The organism is Rhizobium hidalgonense, assembly GCF_005862185.2.
Lineage (GTDB): Bacteria > Pseudomonadota > Alphaproteobacteria > Rhizobiales > Rhizobiaceae > Rhizobium > Rhizobium hidalgonense.
The window spans coordinates 918,421-937,868 of record NZ_CP054028.1 but is presented as its reverse complement, the minus strand read 5'-3'; the positions used below and the strand labels follow the sequence as shown (position 1 = coordinate 937,868).

General features: G+C 59.2%; 17 protein-coding genes. 7 read left to right on the top strand and 10 right to left on the bottom strand.

Annotated elements, in window-relative coordinates:
- Nucleotides 1-19: 19 nt before the first annotated feature.
- From FFM81_RS25620 to FFM81_RS25600, 5 genes are all read right to left on the bottom strand, one after another.
- Nucleotides 20-445, bottom strand: coding sequence for a RidA family protein (locus FFM81_RS25620; protein ID WP_138386138.1), 426 nt, complete (start codon nt 443-445; stop codon nt 20-22).
- Nucleotides 445-1,623: an alanine racemase gene (locus FFM81_RS25615; protein WP_138386137.1), complete on the bottom strand. Its 1,179-nt coding sequence runs from the start codon at nt 1,621-1,623 to the stop codon at nt 445-447. The genes FFM81_RS25620 and FFM81_RS25615 overlap by 1 nt, the downstream gene beginning before the upstream one ends.
- 78 nt (nt 1,624-1,701) lie before the next feature.
- Nucleotides 1,702-2,430, bottom strand: coding sequence for a beta/alpha barrel domain-containing protein (locus tag FFM81_RS25610; RefSeq protein ID WP_138386136.1), 729 nt, complete (start codon nt 2,428-2,430; stop codon nt 1,702-1,704).
- A gap of 11 nt (nt 2,431-2,441) precedes the next feature.
- Nucleotides 2,442-3,416, bottom strand: coding sequence for a 4-hydroxythreonine-4-phosphate dehydrogenase PdxA (pdxA, locus tag FFM81_RS25605; RefSeq protein WP_138386135.1), 975 nt, complete (start codon nt 3,414-3,416; stop codon nt 2,442-2,444).
- The gene (locus FFM81_RS25600; RefSeq protein WP_138386134.1) at nt 3,413-4,624 is read right to left on the bottom strand and encodes a four-carbon acid sugar kinase family protein; all 1,212 of its coding nucleotides are present in this window, start codon (nt 4,622-4,624) and stop codon (nt 3,413-3,415) included. Before FFM81_RS25600 ends, pdxA begins: the two co-directional genes overlap by 4 nt.
- A 68-nt stretch (nt 4,625-4,692) precedes the next feature.
- Here FFM81_RS25600 and FFM81_RS25595 point away from each other — a divergent pair, with 68 nt between their 5' ends.
- Nucleotides 4,693-5,601, top strand: a complete 909-nt coding sequence (locus FFM81_RS25595; RefSeq protein ID WP_193220763.1) for a LysR substrate-binding domain-containing protein — start codon at nt 4,693-4,695, stop codon at nt 5,599-5,601.
- A 123-nt stretch (nt 5,602-5,724) separates the two neighbouring features.
- Here the strand turns inward: FFM81_RS25595 and FFM81_RS25590 are convergent, their stop codons facing one another.
- Nucleotides 5,725-6,393, bottom strand: coding sequence for a FadR/GntR family transcriptional regulator (locus FFM81_RS25590; protein ID WP_003567727.1), 669 nt, complete (start codon nt 6,391-6,393; stop codon nt 5,725-5,727).
- A 204-nt stretch (nt 6,394-6,597) separates the two neighbouring features.
- Between FFM81_RS25590 and FFM81_RS25585 the strand changes: the two genes are divergently transcribed.
- The 6 genes from FFM81_RS25585 (at nt 6,598) to acs (ending at nt 15,547) form a co-directional block, all read left to right on the top strand.
- On the top strand, nt 6,598-8,241 hold the full coding sequence (locus FFM81_RS25585) for an ABC transporter ATP-binding protein (RefSeq protein ID WP_138386133.1): 1,644 nt from the start codon (nt 6,598-6,600) through the stop codon (nt 8,239-8,241).
- 57 nt (nt 8,242-8,298) lie between these two features.
- A complete protein-coding gene (locus tag FFM81_RS25580; RefSeq protein WP_003567723.1) occupies nt 8,299-9,969 on the top strand; it encodes a peptide ABC transporter substrate-binding protein in 1,671 nt (556 codons plus the stop codon).
- Nucleotides 9,970-10,041: 72 nt separating this feature from the next.
- Nucleotides 10,042-10,992 (top strand): ABC transporter permease, encoded by a 951-nt coding sequence (locus tag FFM81_RS25575; RefSeq protein ID WP_138386132.1) that lies wholly within the window; start codon nt 10,042-10,044, stop codon nt 10,990-10,992.
- Nucleotides 10,993-11,024: 32 nt separating this feature from the next.
- Nucleotides 11,025-11,903, top strand: a complete 879-nt coding sequence (locus FFM81_RS25570) for an ABC transporter permease (protein WP_138386131.1) — start codon at nt 11,025-11,027, stop codon at nt 11,901-11,903.
- 191 nt (nt 11,904-12,094) lie between these two features.
- Nucleotides 12,095-13,429: an NAD(P)/FAD-dependent oxidoreductase gene (locus tag FFM81_RS25565; protein WP_003567717.1), complete on the top strand. Its 1,335-nt coding sequence runs from the start codon at nt 12,095-12,097 to the stop codon at nt 13,427-13,429.
- A gap of 156 nt (nt 13,430-13,585) precedes the next feature.
- Nucleotides 13,586-15,547 (top strand): acetate--CoA ligase, encoded by a 1,962-nt coding sequence (gene acs / locus FFM81_RS25560; RefSeq protein WP_025418529.1) that lies wholly within the window; start codon nt 13,586-13,588, stop codon nt 15,545-15,547.
- A gap of 67 nt (nt 15,548-15,614) precedes the next feature.
- On the opposite strand, the gene FFM81_RS25555 is transcribed toward acs, so the two are convergent.
- From FFM81_RS25555 to FFM81_RS33345, 4 genes are all read right to left on the bottom strand, one after another.
- Nucleotides 15,615-16,706: a sialidase family protein gene (locus tag FFM81_RS25555; protein WP_138385978.1), complete on the bottom strand. Its 1,092-nt coding sequence runs from the start codon at nt 16,704-16,706 to the stop codon at nt 15,615-15,617.
- Between the two features lie 13 nt (nt 16,707-16,719).
- On the bottom strand, nt 16,720-17,022 hold the full coding sequence (locus tag FFM81_RS25550) for a hypothetical protein (protein WP_003568560.1): 303 nt from the start codon (nt 17,020-17,022) through the stop codon (nt 16,720-16,722).
- Nucleotides 17,023-17,238: 216 nt separating this feature from the next.
- The gene (locus FFM81_RS25545) at nt 17,239-18,783 is read right to left on the bottom strand and encodes an MFS transporter (protein ID WP_138385979.1); all 1,545 of its coding nucleotides are present in this window, start codon (nt 18,781-18,783) and stop codon (nt 17,239-17,241) included.
- 146 nt (nt 18,784-18,929) lie between these two features.
- Nucleotides 18,930-19,448, bottom strand: coding sequence for a PRC-barrel domain-containing protein (locus tag FFM81_RS33345; protein ID WP_425504977.1), 519 nt, complete (start codon nt 19,446-19,448; stop codon nt 18,930-18,932).

Below are 19,448 nucleotides of genomic sequence, written 5' to 3'. Positions count from 1 at the left end.
GGCGGCTGACCTGAATTGATTAGTCGGAGCTGTTTTCTGTCTGCCGCGCAGGAGCGTTCTGCGCGAGCACGGCGATCGCGTCGATCTCGACGAGATAGCCGTAGTGGAGTTCGGGTACCGGAACCACGGTGCGCGCCGGGCGCGCCTCTCCCAGCCGCGCCGCATAAACCTGGTTGAAGCGCGGCCAGTTGCTGACGCCAACGATGTAGGCGGTCACCCTGATGAGATCGTCCGGGCTTCCCCCTGCCGCTTCCAGGACTGCCAGCATATTGTCGATGGCTTGCCTCGCCTGCGTCTCGAACCCATCGTCGGGAAGCGACGCCCCATCCGGCCGGATCGGGAGCTGCCCTGATATATAAAGATGCTTGCCCGCCAGCTTGGCCTGGACATAGTGACCGGCAGGGCTGGGCGCGCGATCGGTGTTTACGGTTATCACGTTCGACATCACCAGCCTCCGAAGCGCGGCCAACAAGCCTCAACGGCATGCGAGCCGCTGCGGACAATATGATAGACCGGGTGCTGCGCAGCGGTCGCGCAAGCATGGTTCGGCAGGATCCGCACTCGGTCTCCGATCGCCAGATCCGGAAGGCCCGCGCTCGAGCCGGGCCGCACGGCGAGGATGCCATGCTCCTGGTTCGCGTCGACAACGATGATGTCCTGGTAGGCATTGCCGTCGATGTCACTGACGAGGCCATATCCCTGGTCGATGGCCTGCCTGCTGGTGCCGCGGTCTCGCGACAAAGACATCCATCCGCCATCGGTTATGATCCACCCCTTCTCGCGCTGGTGCCCGATAACCGTCGCAAGAACGCTGAGCGCGATGTCTTCGACCTGGCAAATGCCGATGCCTGCCATCACCAGATCGAAGAACACGAACACCCCGGCGCGGACTTCGGTCACGCCTGTTAGATCCTTCGCATGATGGGCGGTCGGCGTCGAACCGACGCTGACGATCGGGCACGGCAGACCCGCACCACGAAGAAGCTGCGCGGCTTCAACAACGGCCAACCGCTCCGCCTCCGCAAACCGCTGCTGCGCCTCGTCGCCACCACCTTTGTAGCTATCGCCGGCATGGGTCAAAACGCCACGCAGCTCCGCGCCTGTGGCCAGCGTCTGCCCAATCTCCAGCAACTGCGCGTGATTGCCAGGCACAACACCCGAGCGGTGGCCATCGCAATCGATCTCGATCATGGCTGGGATCCGCATTCCGGCGCCTCGGGACGCCTCGGCAACCGCTTGCGCCTGTTCGACGGTATCCAGTACCACCACGAGATCGACGCCCTTGGCGCGCAGCTCGGCGACACGCGCGAGCTTTGAAGGAGCGATGCCGACGGCATAGATCACGTCGCGAACGCCAGCGGCCGCAAACTGCTCCGCTTCCTTCAGCGTCGAGACGGTCGCCGGTCCCTCTGGCGCACTCATGCACCGCCGGGCCACCTCAATCGACTTCGCCGTCTTCAGATGCGGTCGCAGCGACACGCCGAGGTCATCGAGCCGGTTCCTGAGCCGCTTGATATTGCGGTCCATCCGGTCCGCATCCAGAACCAGACAGGGCGTTTCCAACGTCTCAAGCGTGGTCGTGGCTGCCAAGCCAGGGGAGGGGGCTAACGTCGCTAGATCCATTTGTCGGGTCTCCAAATTCGAAACTCACCTTGTGCCCAAATCGTAAAGACAGCAATTAATGATCGGTGAAGCTCCGATTCAGGTGTGCCTTAATGCCGATGGCGCGATACCATCCGCGTCAGCCCGAATCCGCTCAAGAATGTTGATCTCCGCCTTGATTTCCAATCGCAGATCGGCACTGCCGGAAAAAGCGCCATTGAAAGCCGCCGTTCCGATGGTAAAACCTGCAGCACCAGACCGTACGACCGCCGCCAACCTTTCAGGACTGTCGATCGATCCGGCAACAACCACAGGCTTGGCCACGGCCTCGCACACCCGCGTCATCAGCTCTTCGACATCGCCGCCGAAGCGATAGGCGAGCAGATCGAGACCGCTGACACCGTTGATTGCCGCCAAATGCCGGGCACTTTCCACAATTGTCTCGATGGTCCCTTCGAGCTTGCTCGGATGGCCGACGATCTTGCCGGGGAACGGATAGTACCCCATGTTTCGCCCAGCAATAACTGGGAGAACGACGTTCGGTCGGGTTCCACCCATCAAGATGTCAACGCCGAGGTCGACCGCGGCCTGCGCGGATCGTCGTTCGCTCTCCTCGTCGAGGCTGACCACTTCGAGATAGAGCGTGGCACCCGCCGCCTTGATTGCTGAAGCTAGGCACAAGAGTTTATCGAATGGCAGGCCGATATCCTTGAACCCCACATGTCTGATGCCGACGGCAAGCACATCCTTGAGGCGCTCGGCCGCGTCGGCAACGGTGCGGTCCTGGTTGGTCAACATAAAGATGAAGGCGGGAGAAGTCTGGGGCATCGAAAGCGCTCCTAGATTGCGTTGAGAAGCAGCGCCTGATCGAAGGCGTAGCGAAGTGAGGAATGGTCGGCCGTGCCTTTGCCCGCGATGTCGAATGCGGTGCCGTGATCGACGCTGGTACGGATGAAGGGCAGGCCGATGGTGACGTTGACGCCGTTGTCGATGCCGAGATACTTGACCGGAATGAGGCCCTGGTCGTGATATTGCGCAACGACGATATCGAACTCGCCCTTGCGGGCCCGCATGAAAATCGTGTCTCCTGGCCATGGACCGGATGCGTTTATTCCAAGTTCCTGAGCCCGGCTGATTGCCGGCGCGATAATGTCGAGATCCTCGCGTCCGAACATGCCGTTTTCACCGGCATGGGGATTGAGGCCGGCGACGGCGACGCGGGGCGAGGCGATGCCATATGCCTTACCTGCCCGGTGCGCCAATTCGATCGTTCTGAACACAGATTGCTGCGTCACGAGGCCGATAGCGTCGCGCAACGACACGTGGATCGTGACCAGGATGACACGCAGCTCGTCGTTTGCCAGCATCATCGCGAACTTGTCGGTCCCCGATCGTTCCGCAAGGATTTCGGTGTGGCCGGGGTAATTGAGCCCGCCCTTCTTCATTGCTTCCTTGTTGATCGGCGCCGTGACGAGGGCCCTGATGTTGCCTGCCAGCGCTTCGTCGATCGCCCTCACAACATAGTCGTAGCTGGCGCGGCCAGCGCGAGCATCCACCTGACCGGTCGGCAAATCGTCAGGAAGATCCGAAACATTGAGAACGGCTATGAGTTTGCCGTCTGGAACAGCCTCATCGACTGACATGATGGGCTGCACGTGAAGCGGAAGATCGAGGGCTCGGACTGCGCGTTCCATCACCTTGGCGTCACCAATCACCACCGCGTGCTCAGGAAGTCCGTCCGCAAAAACGCGTGCGATGATTTCCGGGCCGATCCCACAAGGATCGCCCATGGTAATTCCGATAGGCGTTTTCATTTCTTATCTCCAAGCCAGAGGCCGCGAAGCAGCTCAGCTGATTTCAGCAGGATATTGGGCGAGCCGAAGCCGCCCGCTTTTGTGATAATGTGAAAGGGATGCGATCCGGTCGTGCGCCCCACCGGAATTCCGGGCTCGATCTCGCCCAAAAGTTCGAGTGAACCAATCCCAAGTACGCCCAGCACCGATTCGGCGGTGTCGCCGCCGGTCAGGAAAAGACCCGTGACGGGATAACGCTCGATTAGCAGGCGGACCGCCTGGCCAAGAGCGATCGCAACGGACCGAGGATCGACCGACGTGCCGCGCTCAGACGTTGTTAGAAGGACATCTCCGGCAGACCCCGATTGGCGATATTGCCCAACGGCGCTTTCGGCCGCGAGAACGGGAGAATGAGATGCCTGCTCGGCGTCGACGACGATCTGTCGGACGTCGTCCTTGCCTCTCAGCCTTGAGCATTGCTCGCGGCTAAGCGGATTAACGCTGCCGATGACAAAGAGATTGAGCGACGCCGTGCGGGACGACAGTGCGGCGTCATCGGCCCGGCCGACCTGGTCCGCCAACGCAGTCGCCAGCCCCGGAGAACCACACCAAAGGATGGACTTTGCATCCGCCGCCGATTTCACCAGCAGGGCCAGATCGTGCTGCGTTGCTGCATCGACTATCAGTAACTTCCTGTCATCCGCGACAAGTTCTCCAGACTTCAAGGCTCGAACTTCCGCAAGTCCAAGAAAACGCACTTCCGCGTCTGGAATAGCCGGGAACAGGGCGCGAATGTGCGAGTCTGTTATGGGGTGGAGGGGGTCCTTTGCAAATTCGGTCTCCTCCAACGGCACGCCACGAAGAAGCTGACGCCCTCCTTCCGTGGTTCGCCCACCGGCTGGGAAAGCCGGAGCGACGATTGCAATAGCCCGACCGGAGGCTCTGCGTGCAGCGATTATTTCAGCGCCAATGTGACCACGAATGGTGGAATCGACAGTATTGTAAAGGATTTCCGCGGACGCCAGGCTTTTTGCAGCGTGCGCCGCTCGATCGACAGCATCTTCAATGGATGCTGCACGACTGGCCTTGTTTACCGATACAATCGCAGCATCTTCCCGTGGCGATCGCTGATGATCGGCGAACACGAGGCATCTGTGCCCCATGCTCACGAATGGCGCGGCGCCATCCGTTGCGCTGGTGAGATCGTCGGCGAGAATTCCTACCTTCAAAATTGCTCTCCCGTCGGTTCTCAATGTGACGAGAGATTATTAGCGCTATTGCTTCTGCCGAAAAAACGATGAATTCTGACAGAAATCCGTCACTTCAAGTCACAGATATGGCCGCACGAGTCCCTTCATTATCCGCATTGAGAGCCTTTGAATCCGCTGCACGTCATTTGAATTTCGGGCGTGCAGGCGATGAACTGTTTGTCACACACAGCGCCATCAGCAAGCAAATCCGCTTGCTTGAGGAAGACCTTGGAGTGGCTCTTTTCGAACGAAGAAACAGAGCCGTTTTCCTCACGGACGCGGGGCGACGCCTCCTTGTTACGATGAGCGAGGTGCTTCGCCTGATCAGCGATTGTTGCGAGGAAATAAGAGTTGGCGGTTCCGCACCGCTGGTGGTCTCATGCGAGCCGACCTTCACGCAGCGGTGGCTGATCCCTCGTCTCCCACAATTCAATGCACTTCATCCGGATATCGAGGTTCATGTATTAGCCGCTGGTGGTCCGGTGAGCTTTGACAGGAGCCACATCGATCTGGCGCTGCGGAGAAGCGATTTTAGCTGGTCGCCGGAGCTTTTTGTGGAAACGGTCGTCGAAGAATGTGTCGGCCCCGTATGCGCGCCACGCCTGTTGGCTTCCGCCAGCGATGACATTCTCTCCTTGCCTCGCATTCATTCGGCCACGCGCCGAGACGCGTGGGCGCGATACATCGCCGATAATCAGCTCGCAGATCCAAAAGCGCCCGGCAACCAGGTGTTCGAACACTTCTATTTGAGTATCGAGGCGGCAATCGCTGGCTTAGGTGCTGCGATTGGTCCGGAGCCGTTGGTAGCCGATGCAGTGGAAAGCGGGCAACTGGTGGCGCCGCGGGGATTCTCCGGCAACGGCCATAGCTACATCCTGTTGAGCCGCCTTCCATTCGAAGGCGATGCTAGAAAACGAAACTTCCTCTCATGGCTTCGACGGCAGTTTGGTTCCTGAAGCGCTTAGTTGGCCAGCACCTTGCGGCTGTGCTCCGCTCGTGAGGATGGCAGAGGTCGCAGCCGAGACCGTCGCAGTGGGCAATGCGATAATGTCCTTCGATACCAGTTGACCAGATCCAGTTCAAATGCTGGGACCCAGTATGTTCGTTCTGGCTTCGATGATGTGGTCGTACATGTTTCGCTCGGCCTCCCTGCTATCACGATCTTTTATTGCGTCGAGAATTGCCTGATGGCTGACGATATACGCCGTCATGCGCTCGGAGGTCAGCGACTGTTCCTTCATTTTCCCCCAGAGGTTCCCGGCCCGTACCGCGTGAATACCTTCATAGAGCGAGGCAAGAAGACCGTTACGAGCCGCCTGGACGATGATGCGATGAAAGACGGCGTCCCATTTCTCGAATTCGCCCAGTGCTTCCGACGCGCTGCCTCGTGCGATTGATTTCTGCATTTCCTCGACTTCCTGCCTGGTCGCCCGTAACGCTGCCAACGCGGCGATCTTCGGCTCTATGATCAGCCGAGCCTCAAAGACTTCCGCCGGATAGGTGCGCAATGTGTCTCCTTCATTGGTTGCCGGCCGGCGAAGGGCGCTCGAACTCACGCCGCTGCCGGCAATAAAGGTGCCTCTGCCGACGTGCCTGATAAGGCGGCCTTCCTTCTCCAAGGAACTGAGCATCCTTCTAAGGGCGGTACGCGGCAGCCCGAGTTTCAGTGCCAAGTCACGCTCGGGAGGCAGGCGATCGCCTGGTTCCAGACCTTCCGCCTCAATGAAGTCCTTCAACACCACGCTCATGTGACCTCCAATAAATATTTTGCGAAACCAATTTGATCTATATTGACACCAATGGCAAGACCAATCTTATAATAATCATCGAACCAACGCCGATTGGTTGCGAATGGTGCTGAGAGGCACTGCTCGAAAAGATTACGCGGCAGCATGCATTGATCGGCGATCAAAATCTCAAATGAGAAGCTGCGTAGACAAGGAGAAAAACCGATGGCCGTTACGACAGAGGCTGTTACAGCAGGCGATGCAGCGCTTTCGGTGCGTGGTCTCACAGTCGACTTGCCAAAAGGCATGGAGCGAGCTCATGCCGTCGAAAACGTGTCGTTTGACCTCAAGCGCGGTCAAATCCTCTGCATTATCGGCGAGTCTGGATCGGGCAAGTCGGTAACCGCGAATACTATCATGGGGCTTTTGCCAAAGGTAATTCCAGTCTCCTCGGGTGCGATCAATCTCGATGGAACGGCCATCGTCGACGCGCCGGCAAAAAAGCTGCGCCAGTTGCGCGGCCGCGTCGTGTCCATGATCTTTCAGGATCCGCTTTCGGCGCTCAACCCGCTGATGACGGTCGGCGAGCAGGTTACTGAAGTGATGGCGGCCCATGGAGTGGGCACCAAAGCCTCGCGGCGTGACCGCGCACTCGAGTTGCTTACCGAGGTGGGCCTGCCCGATCCGGACTTGATGTACCACCAGTATCCGTTCCGGCTTTCTGGTGGCCAGCGCCAACGCGTGATGATCGCGATGGCGCTGGCCCTGGAGCCGACCGTTCTGATCGCAGACGAACCAACGACAGCCCTCGACGTAACCACCCAGGCGCAGATCCTGAAGCTCATCCGTGACATTCAGCGTCGTAAGGACATGAGCGTCATGTTCATCACCCACGACTTCGGCGTTGTCGCAGAAATTGCCGACAGCGTCGTGGTTATGGAGAAAGGGCGGATTGTCGAGCAGGGCACCGCCGATCAGGTTCTCAAATCCCCCAGCCACCCCTACACCCAGCGCCTGATTGCCGCCGTTCCGCGCCTCACGGGCGAGGACAGAAAACTCACGGCGCAGACGAGCGACGAGACAGTCCTGACTGTCAATGGTTTGTGCAAGACCTATCGCAGCGGCAGCGCGCTGTTCGGCAGCCAGCGGGTCGTGCCTGCGGTACAGGACGCCTCGTTCACCTTGGCCGCGGGCCGCACCCTTGGCATTGTCGGCGAAAGCGGTTCCGGAAAATCGTCGTTGGGGCGACTCCTGATCAAGCTCCAGGACAGCGACAGCGGTCAGATCCTGTTTGAGGGCAAGGACATCATCAAGCTCTCTGAATCCGAGTTCCGGCCGCTACGCCCTCGGATTCAGATGATCTTTCAGGATCCCTTTGCATCGCTCAATCCGCGCTCCACTATCGGTCAGATATTGACCGTCGGGCCCGTCGCACATGGTATGCCCTACGCGCAGGCGCGCGACGAAGCTCGGGCTTTGCTATCCCACGTCGGTCTCGATGCGGGTGCGTTCGGCCGCTACCCGCACGAATTCTCGGGCGGTCAGCGCCAGCGCATCGGCATCGCGCGGGCCTTGATGTTCAAGCCCAAGCTGCTGATTGCCGACGAAGCAGTCTCAGCGCTCGACGTGTCGATCCAGGCGCAGATCCTCAAGCTGCTTGACCAAATCCAGCGCGAGACCGGCGTATCAATGGTCTTCATCACCCATGATCTGCGTGTTGCCAGTCAGATCTGCGACGAAATTGCTGTGATGCAGAAGGGCCGGGTCGTCGAGCGCGGCCCGCCGTCTCAGATCTTCCTGAAACCGCAATGCGACTACACGCGTGAACTTGTAGCTGCAATTCCCGGAGAACGGCGCAGAGACACTTGAGAAAGTGCAATGAACTCCGGGAAGTAGCTTCCTAACGAGCAAAAGAGAGGGAATGAAATGACAAAAGAGTCTAGGACCAAAAGCAACATTTCTCGGCGCGACGCACTGCGCCTGATGGCAGCCGGCGGCATTGCATGCTTTGCCGCTCCCAACCTGATCGGCAAACCTGACATTGCTCGGGCCGCCGACAAGAAGCCTGCGGGTCGCGTCGTCGTCGGGCTTTCGCAGGAACCGACGGTCTTCAATCCGCTGATGGCCCATATCGAAACGGACGATGCGGTCCACTTCTCACTCTTCGACGCCCTCTTTCGCATGGATCCGGGCGGCGTGCTCCAGCCCAATCTTGCACTAGAGGTGCCCACGCAAAAGAACGGCGGCATCTCGGCGGATGGCCTGAACTGGCGCGTTCGCCTGCGTGACGATGTGCGCTGGCATGACGGCCAGCCGTTTACCGCTGAGGACGTGAAGTTCACCCTTGAACTGATCACCAATCCGAAATTCCGCGCCTGGCGTACGGGCGGCCATTCGCTGGTGCGCGACCTCACGGTGGTCTCGCCAACTGAAATCACCTGGCGCATGGAGCAGGTTTTTGCTCCTTACCTGTCGTTTCTCACCGAAACCTTCATCGTGCCGAAGCACCTTCTCGAGAAGGAAGCTGATCCGAACGCAGCAGCCTTCAATCAGGCACCCGTTGGCACCGGCGCCTTTAAGTGGAGCCAGCGCGTGGCCGGCGACCATCTCGAACTGGCGGCGAACCCGGATTATTTTGGGGACGGTCCGTACGTCGAACAGGTCATATTCAAATACATTCCTGACCAGACGGTGCTCTACACCCAGTTCAAGAGCGGCGACATCGACCTCACAGACCAGGCGTACATCACGCCCGACCACTACGACGAGGCCAGCAAGTTGCCGGGCCGTGTGGTGAGCCGGGTGCCTGGTGCCTCCGTCGAGTCCTTCTATCTCAACCTCGAGCGGCCGCAGTTCAAGGAACTTGCGGTGCGTCAGGCACTCTATGCTGCAATGGACAGAAAGGCGATCATTGACGCCCTCTATTTCGGCGTGGTGACAACGACGGAAACCTTCATGCCGAAGGAGTCTTACTATTTCAATCCGAACCTTCCGGCGCAGGAATTCAATCTCGACGCCGCACGCAAGCTCCTCGACGATGCCGGCTGGGTGCCGGGGTCGGACGGAATCCGGGAGAAGAACGGAGTGAGGCTGGCGTTCAACAACTCGACCACATCCGGCAATAACCTCCGCGAGCAGGTGCAGCAGTTCCTGCAGCAGACATTCGCAGAAATTGGTGTCCAGATGACAATCTCGAATTTGCCAGCTGCTGTCATGTTCGGCGAGTTTTGGCTGAAGTCACAGTTCGACACGGCAATCTCGGGTGTTACGCATCTGATTGCCGCGGACCCCGATGCAACCAACCGTCTGGCGAGCAGTGCGATTGCCGCCAAGGGCGGAAAGGGATCGAACGTCGGCCAGTATTCCAATCCGGAAGTGGATGCGCTGCTCAAGAAAGGTGCGCAGACCTTCGATCCGGAGGCACGTCGTGAAATCTACTACCGCATTCAGGAAATCGTGCGTCAGGACCTTCCCTTCCTTCCGCTTTTTGCCGCCACATACGTGGTTGGCACGAAGGAAGGCCTTGAAGGCTGGGAACCGAATACGAACACGCGCACCGCATCCTGGCATGCTGCCGGCTGGCACTGGAAGAGCTGAGTTAACCTCCCGTCGTCGCCGCCGCGCGTCGCGGCGGCGACCTCTATTGGCGCTATCACAGGGAGAGCCTGAATGCGTAGCTTCCTACTTAACCGGTTCGCTCAGAGCCTCGTACTGCTCCTGATCGTTTCCATCATCGGCTTCGTGGTCCTCAACCTGATCCCTGGCGGCCCGCTGGCACAATTCGGGCTCGATGCGAGCATGACTCAGGACGACTTGAAGCGACTGGCGGACCAGTTGGGCTTGAACCGTCCTCTGTGGGTGCAGTATCTGGATTGGGCCTGGCGCCTGTTGACAGGAGACTGGGGCCACTCCTTCCGCGACGGGGCGCCAGTTCTCGAGGTGATTGGACGGCACCTCATGGCAACGTTGTTGCTGATGGGATCGTCCACGGTGATTGCGATCGCTATCGGTACGTGGATCGGTGTTCGCGGCGCCGTAAAGCGCTATTCGGTTTTCGACTACGTGGCGACCGTCGGTGCGATGGTGGCCCTTTCGATCCCGACTTTCTGGTTCGGCCTGATCGGGATCTACGTCTTCTCGCTCAAACTTGGCTGGCTTCCAGCCGGCAACATGTACACGATCGGCGACGAATCCGTTCTGAACTATCTCCATCATCTTATTCTGCCCAGTGTAGTGCTCGCGCTCGTGCATGTGGCCATCTGGAGCCGCTACATGCGAACGGCTACTCTCGACGTTATCAATCAGGAATTCATAAAGACTGCCCGCGCTAAAGGATTAAGTGAGCGGCACATCCTGATCAAACATGTCATAGGCAACGCCCTCCTGCCGATGATCACACTCCTTGGGATGCAGCTTCCCAGCGTCCTGACGGGTGCTCTGGTCACCGAGACGGTGTTTACCTGGCCGGGCATGGGACGCCTGTTCCTCGACAGCCTCGGCTACAGTGACTATCCGGTGGTGATGGGATTGCTCATGTTCTCAGCGATCCTTGTCGTGGTGAGCAACCTCGCAGCCGACATTGTTGTCGCCATCATCGATCCCCGTATCCGTCTGAGTTAAGCGCCATGAACGCTCATCAGGAGACAGCCATCATGACTGCCATTGCCGCAAATTCGCCCCGGGAGCGCTGGTGGAACAGCCGAACTGCGCACCGTTTCATGAAGCACCATCTGGCCCTCATCGGGATGGTGATGATCGCTCTCCTGACCCTGGCATGCGTTTTGGGTCCCCATGTGTTGCCGTACGATTCCCTCTACATCGACCTGCGCGCTCGCTTCGCTCCGCCCCTGACCGGCCAGCATTATCTCGGCACGGACCCGCTGGGACGAGACCTAGGCGCCCGCCTGTTCATGGCGGGACGGATTTCGCTCTTGGTCGGCTTCTCGGCGATGCTGTTGTCGACGCTGATCGGAACCCTTGTCGGCGTGGTGGCTGGATATAGGGGAGGCCTGATCGGCACCGTTTTGATGCGTGCCGTGGATGGCTTCCTTTCTTTCCCGTCCATCTTCCTCGTGCTTGCTCTTGCCGCTGCGTTGAAGCCAAGCCCAATCATGATTACCGTCGTCATCGCTGCCACAAGCTGGATGGAAGTTGCGCGCATCGTCGAGGCCGAGGTCCGCTCTTTGCGCGAGCGCGAATTCGTGTTGGCCGGCCGCATGCTGGGACTGAGTGCAACGCACATCATGTTCCGCGAGATCCTTCCCAATGCCATAGGCCCGATCATCGTCGCCGCGACCCTGACCGTCGCCCGAGCAATTCTGATGGAGGCCTATATCAGCTTCCTCGGCTATGGAATTCAGCCGCCGCTGCCCAGCTGGGGTAATATGCTGAACGGCGCCCAGCAATATCTGGGGACGGCACCTTGGCTGGCGATCATTCCCGGCGCGGCCATAACGATCGCTGTCACCAGCTTCAATTTCATCGGCGACGGGCTGCGCGATGCGTTCGATGTTCGCGGTGATCACAGCTGAGGAACAGCATCTCGCGCCCGCCCCAACGAGACATCCGCTGCTGAACGCGCACCTGAGTGTCGGGTGGAATACGTCAGACGTCATCGCCTCCCGAGCGTCGGTAATGTTCCGAGGTCACGACGACAGATTGTTGAGCTTTTATCATTCCAGTCCGGAGATGACTGGAGCACGATGCCAGAGGAATAGTGACTATGCCGGTCCAGGTTCAGAAAGTAAGTGATAGCGCCTCTTTTCCAACCGAGGTCGATGTCGTCGTCATCGGGGCGGGGATCGTGGGTACCTGCACGGCCTATGAGCTCGCCCGCAAAGGGGTATCCGTGGCGCTGCTCGAAAAGGGCATCGTCGGTGGCGAGCAGTCAAGCCGCAACTGGGGATGGGTTCGCCAGCAAAACCGCGACCTCTATGAACTTTCGCTGGCCATGTACAGTCTGCGGCGCTGGGAGGAACTGAGCACCGAGACTGCCCGCGATCTCGGGTTCCGCCGAACGGGCATACTTTATTGCACGAAGAACGAGGCTGATGTCGCCCGATGGGAAAAGTGGGGCCAGGCTGCACGTGTGCAAGGGTTTCACAGCCAGATCCTCAGCTCATCCGAGGCCAATGAGCGAGCTTCAGGCGGTACATCCTCCTGGGTCGGCGGCGTTTGGTCGCCGACGGATGGGAGAGCCGAGCCCAGTCTTGCTGTGCCCGCCATCGCCGAGGCAGCGAAGGAAAACGGAGTATCGCTGCATCAAAACTGCGCCGTTCGGGGCCTCGACATCAGCAACGGCCGGGTAACAGGCGTGTGGACTGAGCGGGGGCTTGTGAAAGCCGGCACAGTTGTTTGCGCTGGCGGAGCATGGGCTTCGCGCTTTTCTCAGCGATATGGCATCGAGCTTCCAGTCGCAAACATCTCCGGGACCGCAATCAAGACGACCCGCGCGCCCGAAATCATTCAAGCAGGATGCCTTTCGGCTTCGAACTTCGTGTTGCGACGTCGGACAGACGGCGCCTACACGGTTGCCGTACCGGGACGTGGTACGCTCGACATCACGCCGCGGGGGATGCGATACGCGGTCAAATTCTATCAGATGTACCGCAGCAAGATCGGCAAGAAGCTAAAGTACCGCCTGAAGAGCAGCTTCTGGAATGGGCCCGATGCTGTCGGTAGCTGGGAGAATGACGAAATCTCGCCGTTTGAAAAGAACCGTATTCTGGATCCAGCGCCCGATGGCGAACTCGTCAAGCTCGCATTGAGGAACCTTGAAAGCGAATACCCAGCGCTCAAAGGCATCGGCGTCGAGCGCGCCTGGGGAGGGCTCATTGATACTTCTCCGGATCTCGTCCCGGTTATTTCGAGAGTGGGCCATCTGCCTGGTTACGTGGTTGCCGCGGGATTCAGCGGACACGGCTTTGCCATTGGACCGGGTGCCGGTCGGTTGGTCAGCGAGATCGTGATGAACGAGACGCCGATTACGGACATCTCACCCTACAGGCTGAGCCGCTTCAGCGACGGCTCGACGATTAGGCGGCCGGAAATGATGTAATGATTTTGTCGGTCGCAGTCCAAGTCGCTGCTGTCGGTGTACTCATGAACGGGCCTCAAACCCGACATGGGTGAGGATATCAATCAGTCAAAACAGACTTCAAAATTCTGATCGAGCGGAATCAGTTTTCAGAAGCCAAAGACATGGAGCTAAACTGTGGTCCTCGAGCGCTACACCGTGCCGCGTCTTGTGCGGCAGCGAGCATTGATAGACCGGGATAAGTACCTGAAATGGTACGAGGAGAGCGTCGAGAACCCGGACAAGTTCTGGGGCAAACACGGCAAGCGGATCGACTGGTTCAAGCCTTATAGCAAGGTCAAGAACACCTCCTTCACCGGCAAAGTCTCGATCAAGTGGTTCGAGGACGGTGAGACCAACGTCTCCTATAATTGCATCGACCGCCATCTCAAGACCAACGGCGACCAGGTGGCGATCATTTGGGAAGGCGACAACCCCTATATCGACAAGAAGGTCACCTATAACGAGCTCTATGAGCATGTCTGCCGGATGGCGAACGTGTTGAAGAAGCACGGCGTCAAGAAGGGCGATCGCGTCACCATCTATATGCCGATGATCCCGGAGGCCGCTTACGCGATGCTCGCCTGCGCCCGCATCGGCGCGGTGCATTCGATCGTCTTCGGCGGGTTTTCGCCCGAAGCTTTGGCGGGGCGTATTGTCGACTGTGAATCCACCTTCGTCATTACCTGCGACGAAGGTCTGCGTGGCGGCAAGCCGGTGCCTTTGAAGGACAATACCGATACCGCAATCGACATTGCCGCACGCCAGCACGTGATGGTGAATAAGGTGCTGGTGGTGCGCCGCACCGGCGGCAAGACGGGCTGGGCGCCCGGCCGCGATCTCTGGCACCACCAGGAGATCGCCACGGTGAAGGCGGAATGCCCGCCGGTGAAGATGAAGGCGGAAGATCCGCTCTTCATTCTTTATACGTCAGGCTCGACCGGCAAGCCGAAGGGCGTGCTGCACACGACCGGCGGTTACCTCGTCTATGCGGCGATGACACATGAATATGTCTTCGACTACCATCACGGCGACGTCTATTGGTGCACCGCCGATGTCGGCTGGGTCACCGGCCATTCCTATATCGTCTATGGGCCGCTCGCCAACTGCGCGACGACGCTGATGTTCGAGGGCGTGCCGAATTTCCCCGATCAGGGCCGCTTCTGGGAAGTCATCGACAAGCACAAGGTCAATATCTTCTATACCGCGCCGACGGCGATCCGCTCGCTGATGGGGGCCGGCGACAACTTCGTCACCCGCTCCTCGCGCTCGTCGCTGCGCCTGCTCGGCACCGTCGGCGAGCCGATCAACCCGGAAGCCTGGGAATGGTATTACAATGTCGTCGGCGACAAACGCTGCCCGGTTATCGATACCTGGTGGCAGACGGAAACCGGCGGCCACATGATCACGCCGCTGCCCGGCGCCATCGATCTGAAACCCGGTTCGGCGACGGTGCCGTTCTTCGGCATCAAACCGCAGCTGGTCGACAATGAAGGCAAGGTGCTGGAAGGGGCGGCCGACGGCAATCTCTGCATCACCGACAGCTGGCCCGGCCAGATGCGCACCGTCTACGGCGATCATCAGCGCTTCATCCAGACCTATTTCTCCACCTACAAGGGGAAATATTTCACCGGTGACGGCTGCCGGCGCGATGCGGACGGCTATTACTGGATCACCGGACGCGTCGACGACGTGCTCAACGTTTCCGGCCACCGGCTGGGCACCGCGGAGGTGGAATCCGCACTTGTCTCGCACCATCTGGTTTCGGAAGCCGCGGTCGTCGGTTATCCACACCCGATCAAGGGCCAGGGCATTTATTGTTACGTGACGCTGATGGCCGGTCACGAAGGGACGGACACGCTTCGCCAGGAACTGGTGAAACATGTGCGTGCCGAAATCGGCCCGATCGCCGCACCCGACAAGATCCAGTTCGCGCCCGGCCTGCCGAAGACCCGTTCCGGCAAGATCATGCGCCGCATCCTGCGCAAGATCGCCGAAGACGATTTCGGTGCGCTTGGGGATACCTCGACGCTCGCCGATCCGGCTGTTGTCGACGACCTGATCGGGAACCGGCAGAATTGGACGGCACGCACTCCGTAACGGCATCTTCGCCTAATCGTCAGAAAGTTCCAGAAATCAATGATATGAACAAAAAGTAACTCCCTTTTCAGTCTCTTGTCAGTGTAATGGCGGAGGCGGCGATGTAGCGCTCAGCGCCACTGCCATCGTTGAAGTAGTAAACTGCCAGGATAGAGCCCTCGCCAGTCTTCACGACACGAGCATAGCCGAGATCAGGCGTGCCGCCGTCGCACCGGATGATCGTCTCGGCACTCCACGTTCTACCCTGGTCGGAACTGGCGCGCATCCTGATGCTGAAGGGTGGATCACGGTAGCCATAAACGAGAACCAGCATGCCGGCGAGCGACACGAGGGCCGGCGGGTTGCCATTGCTGCCAGTGTCGACGATAGAGCCTTTGGCGGTCCAAGTCTTGCCATGATCGGTCGAAGCGAAGGCTTCTATCCAGCCTTTGTCGCAGCCCGTTCCCATGCAGCGCGTCAGGGTCAAGATTGCCCCACCTGAGCGCATCGTCGACGCCGGCATAATCGAATATCCGGCAGGTGCCGCATCGAGAAAGCCTTGAATGGCGAAGTTGCGCCCGCCATCCCGTGTGCGTGCGCAGAAAACCCTGCCTTCGGATCCATCGTATTTGGAGGTACCCAGCAGGAAGAGGGCATCGTCCGTGCCAAGAGCAACAATATCGGTGCGCGCTGAGATCGGGAGGTCCAAACCGGTGAAGCGATATGGGCCCCGCCACGTCAGCGCGCGATCCCGGCTGACATAGAACCAGCTCATAGCATCGCCACACACATCGGTTCTGGCGCACATGACGATCGTCTCATCGTCGTGAAAGTCTATGGGATCATCCAGACCACGAAAGTCATCATCGATCGACAGATGCGGGCGAACCTTGAGATCGAAACTCAAGTGTTCATCGGCCGAAAGCGAACGTCCGCCCGGCACATGGCCTGAGAACGGTTCGCTCGTCCATGAAAGGCCTCCGTCTAAGCTGCGCGCCTGCCATGGTACGAATGGGAAATTATGGTTTAGTTCGTGGATCTCCTCTTTCGGTCCGAGTTTTCCGCGTGCGAATACGGCGACCGTTTCGTCACCCCAAGACCATAACCCATAGTTCGCCGGCCAGCCCGCGAACTCGCCGGGTTTGCGATAAACTTCAAAATGGCGGAATTGCATGTCCATCGGGGTTGCCTCGTTATAGCGTTTCGACGGGAAGCGCCCGAACAAGCAATTCCTTCTGCTTGAGCAGTTGTTCGAGTTTACGTCGATACTGATGCCACCACGTGCGGTCGAGATCGTCCACCATGACTTCGATCACAACAACCACATCCTCCTCCTCTCTCGCACCGTTCGACCAAAGTCCTTCTGCGGGGGAATTGAGATAGGCCGTCGCCCCACCGAACCGCTCCGTCATCTCGTGCTGGACAGTGGCAATGAGGTCTTCGGCATCGATACCTACTTGCGATGCCGCTGGAATAAACATCTGTACCAAATGCATGGTGACATCTCCTTGCCTGGGAAACATTGGACATCTGACGAGGTTCCATCAATGCTGAGCGCGTTGCGCGACAGCAGTCCTGATCTCAGGGCCGACATTCCCGACCGCTGGATCGCGGCCTGGCCCCGATGTTCCGAACTCGATTGTCTGTCTGCCCGTCCCCGCATTCTCCTCCTCGTAGTGCGCTCTTGAGAGGGACGGTCCGCGAGCGAGAGTTCAATGCGGCAGCACGCCGTCTTCGTCGATGTGGGCGCGCACATATATTTTGCGGGCGACGATCGCGAGAAACAGCAGCGTGACAGAGGCAAGGGCGCAACAGACTGCGAAGCCGAGCGAGAAGCCCATTTTTGCCGTTTCGAGCCATATTGGGGTCGTGGTCTGGGTCTTTGCGACCTCGACTGCGCCGGCAAGCGTGGCGGAGGCTGCCGATGCCTGCATGGCGTCGAGGCCGCTCAAGTTCACGTCACCCATCGTCATCCGGTAGACGACGGTGCCGAGACTGCCAAGGACGGCGACACCGAGGGCACCGCCGAATTCCGCACTGGTTTCCGATATTGCCGAGGCCGAGCCTGCGCGCTCGGGCGGGGCGGTGCCGACGATGAGGCCTGTCGTGGTGAGAACGACAGGCACGAAACCGAGGGCAATCAGCATGCTCGAACCGAGAACGCCGAGCAGGTTTTGATTATAGGCCGCGACGGCCATCGCAGCCACTCCGGCAGCATTGATGACGAGGCCTGTCAAAACCGTACGAACCGGTCCGAAACGGTTGGTGAAGCGATAGGCCTGAAAAGACATGATGGTGAAGACCAGCGACGGTGGGATGGACCACAATGCGGCTTTGAGCGGCGACAGACCAAGCACGAGCTGCAGAAACAGATTCTGGAAAAGGAATACGCCGAAAACGAAAAACATCGCGGCGAGATTGACCATCAGGGAAGCGGTAAAGGCTGGGATGCGGAAAAGGCTGAGATCGATCAGTGGATGGACGAGGTGCTTTTGGCGCTGCACGAATAGAGCGCCGATCACCAGCCCGATGGCGACCGGGACCAGCTGAAGCGGTTCGAAACCATCAGCCGCCATATGTTTGAAGCCATAGATGATCGGCAGGACGGTCGCCAGCGACAAGAGGACGCTGAGCAGGTCAAGCTCGCCGCCTTCGTCGTTCTTGTATTCCGGCAACAGGAGCGGGGCGACGATCAGCAGTGTCAGCATGACCGGAATATTGATCAGAAACACCGAACCCCAGTAGAAATATTGCAGCAGCACGCCGCCGACCAACGGCCCCACGAGGCCTCCGAGAGCAAAAGCGCTACCCCAGACGCCGATGGCCCGATTTCGTTCCGCTTCGTTCTGAAAGAGGTTGGCAATGAGCGACAAGGTCGAGGGAGCAACCGTTGCACCTGCAATCCCGAGGAGCGCCCGGGCGATGATCAACTGTTGGGCTGAGCTTGAAAAAGCGGCCAAAGCGGAGGCGGCGCCGAAGGCGACAGCGCCGTACAACAGCACACGCCTACGCCCGACCCGGTCTCCTAATGTACCCATAGTGACGAGAAAACCGGCAACCATGAAACCATAGATGTCGTTGATCCACAGAAGCTGCGATGCGGATGGGTCGAGATCAGCGACAATCGCTGGCATCGCAAGAAAGAGGACGGATAGGTCCATCGAATAGATCAGACAGGCGATAGACAGAACGTAAAGGCCGATCCATTCGCGACGGCCCGCAAGCTGCTCACGGTTTTCTGTTCCTTCCTCCTGCATTCTCGGCTCCCATTTCTTCGATCCGGGCAGATATAGTGTAAGAGAAGCGACGATCGAGCGGATTCGGTTCGGTTAAAGGCCCTCGAGGTCGCCGAGATTGGCGGCGGCCTCCCAATGCGTCATCACGCACTCGAGGTCGCCGGCTATTATTTCTCCGAAGCGCAGAAGAGCGCCGCTAGCCGAGGGCTGGCATTGGAACTGGCCCCACGCCGCGTCAACGTCCATGCGCCAGGTCCATCGACACCGGTCCTCGCGAAGGCACTCGGTGACGGGCGGGAGGCTGACGTGGCGTCGCTAGTGATGTTGGGCGAGGAGCTGTAACGGCGAGGCGTGCGACATCTGGAAAGGCTGCTACAATCGAGCGTCTGCAGGGCGGTTTCCCGGCAAGTCACTCGCAAGTACTTGAGATCCCGCATATCGAGCTTGTCCCATGGAACCGCTTTTTTGCTGCCGGATTTTGCCGCCCCTATCGCGGTCAGTACCGCGCGACCGATGGCTAGGGCCGAAAGTCGCTCGAAGAGACTGTAGACGCCGAGGTGATATTCCACGACACAGAGATCCGCGCCGCATGCTTCAGCCTTGACCTCTTCCACACGGCCAATGGCCTTGCCGTCGAGGTCGTAGACCTGTTTTCCCAGCAGCAGTTCGAGCCGAACCTCGTTCAT

Excerpts from the sequence above, each read along its gene's own strand:
- FFM81_RS25620 (WP_138386138.1), bottom strand. The coding sequence starts at position 445 with ATGTCGAACGTGATAACCGTAAACACCGATCGCGCGCCCAGCCCTGCC.
- FFM81_RS25615 (WP_138386137.1), bottom strand. The coding sequence starts at position 1,623 with ATGGATCTAGCGACGTTAGCCCCCTCCCCTGGCTTGGCAGCCACGACC.
- FFM81_RS25610 (WP_138386136.1), bottom strand. The coding sequence starts at position 2,430 with ATGCCCCAGACTTCTCCCGCCTTCATCTTTATGTTGACCAACCAGGAC.
- pdxA (WP_138386135.1), bottom strand. The coding sequence starts at position 3,416 with ATGAAAACGCCTATCGGAATTACCATGGGCGATCCTTGTGGGATCGGC.
- FFM81_RS25595 (WP_193220763.1), top strand. The coding sequence starts at position 4,693 with ATGAATTCTGACAGAAATCCGTCACTTCAAGTCACAGATATGGCCGCA.
- FFM81_RS25590 (WP_003567727.1), bottom strand. The coding sequence starts at position 6,393 with ATGAGCGTGGTGTTGAAGGACTTCATTGAGGCGGAAGGTCTGGAACCA.
- FFM81_RS25585 (WP_138386133.1), top strand. The coding sequence starts at position 6,598 with ATGGCCGTTACGACAGAGGCTGTTACAGCAGGCGATGCAGCGCTTTCG.
- FFM81_RS25580 (WP_003567723.1), top strand. The coding sequence starts at position 8,299 with ATGACAAAAGAGTCTAGGACCAAAAGCAACATTTCTCGGCGCGACGCA.
- FFM81_RS25575 (WP_138386132.1), top strand. The coding sequence starts at position 10,042 with ATGCGTAGCTTCCTACTTAACCGGTTCGCTCAGAGCCTCGTACTGCTC.
- FFM81_RS25570 (WP_138386131.1), top strand. The coding sequence starts at position 11,025 with ATGACTGCCATTGCCGCAAATTCGCCCCGGGAGCGCTGGTGGAACAGC.
- FFM81_RS25565 (WP_003567717.1), top strand. The coding sequence starts at position 12,095 with ATGCCGGTCCAGGTTCAGAAAGTAAGTGATAGCGCCTCTTTTCCAACC.
- FFM81_RS25555 (WP_138385978.1), bottom strand. The coding sequence starts at position 16,706 with ATGGACATGCAATTCCGCCATTTTGAAGTTTATCGCAAACCCGGCGAG.
- FFM81_RS25550 (WP_003568560.1), bottom strand. The coding sequence starts at position 17,022 with ATGCATTTGGTACAGATGTTTATTCCAGCGGCATCGCAAGTAGGTATC.
- FFM81_RS25545 (WP_138385979.1), bottom strand. The coding sequence starts at position 18,783 with ATGCAGGAGGAAGGAACAGAAAACCGTGAGCAGCTTGCGGGCCGTCGC.
- FFM81_RS33345 (WP_425504977.1), bottom strand. The coding sequence starts at position 19,448 with ATGAACGAGGTTCGGCTCGAACTGCTGCTGGGAAAACAGGTCTACGAC.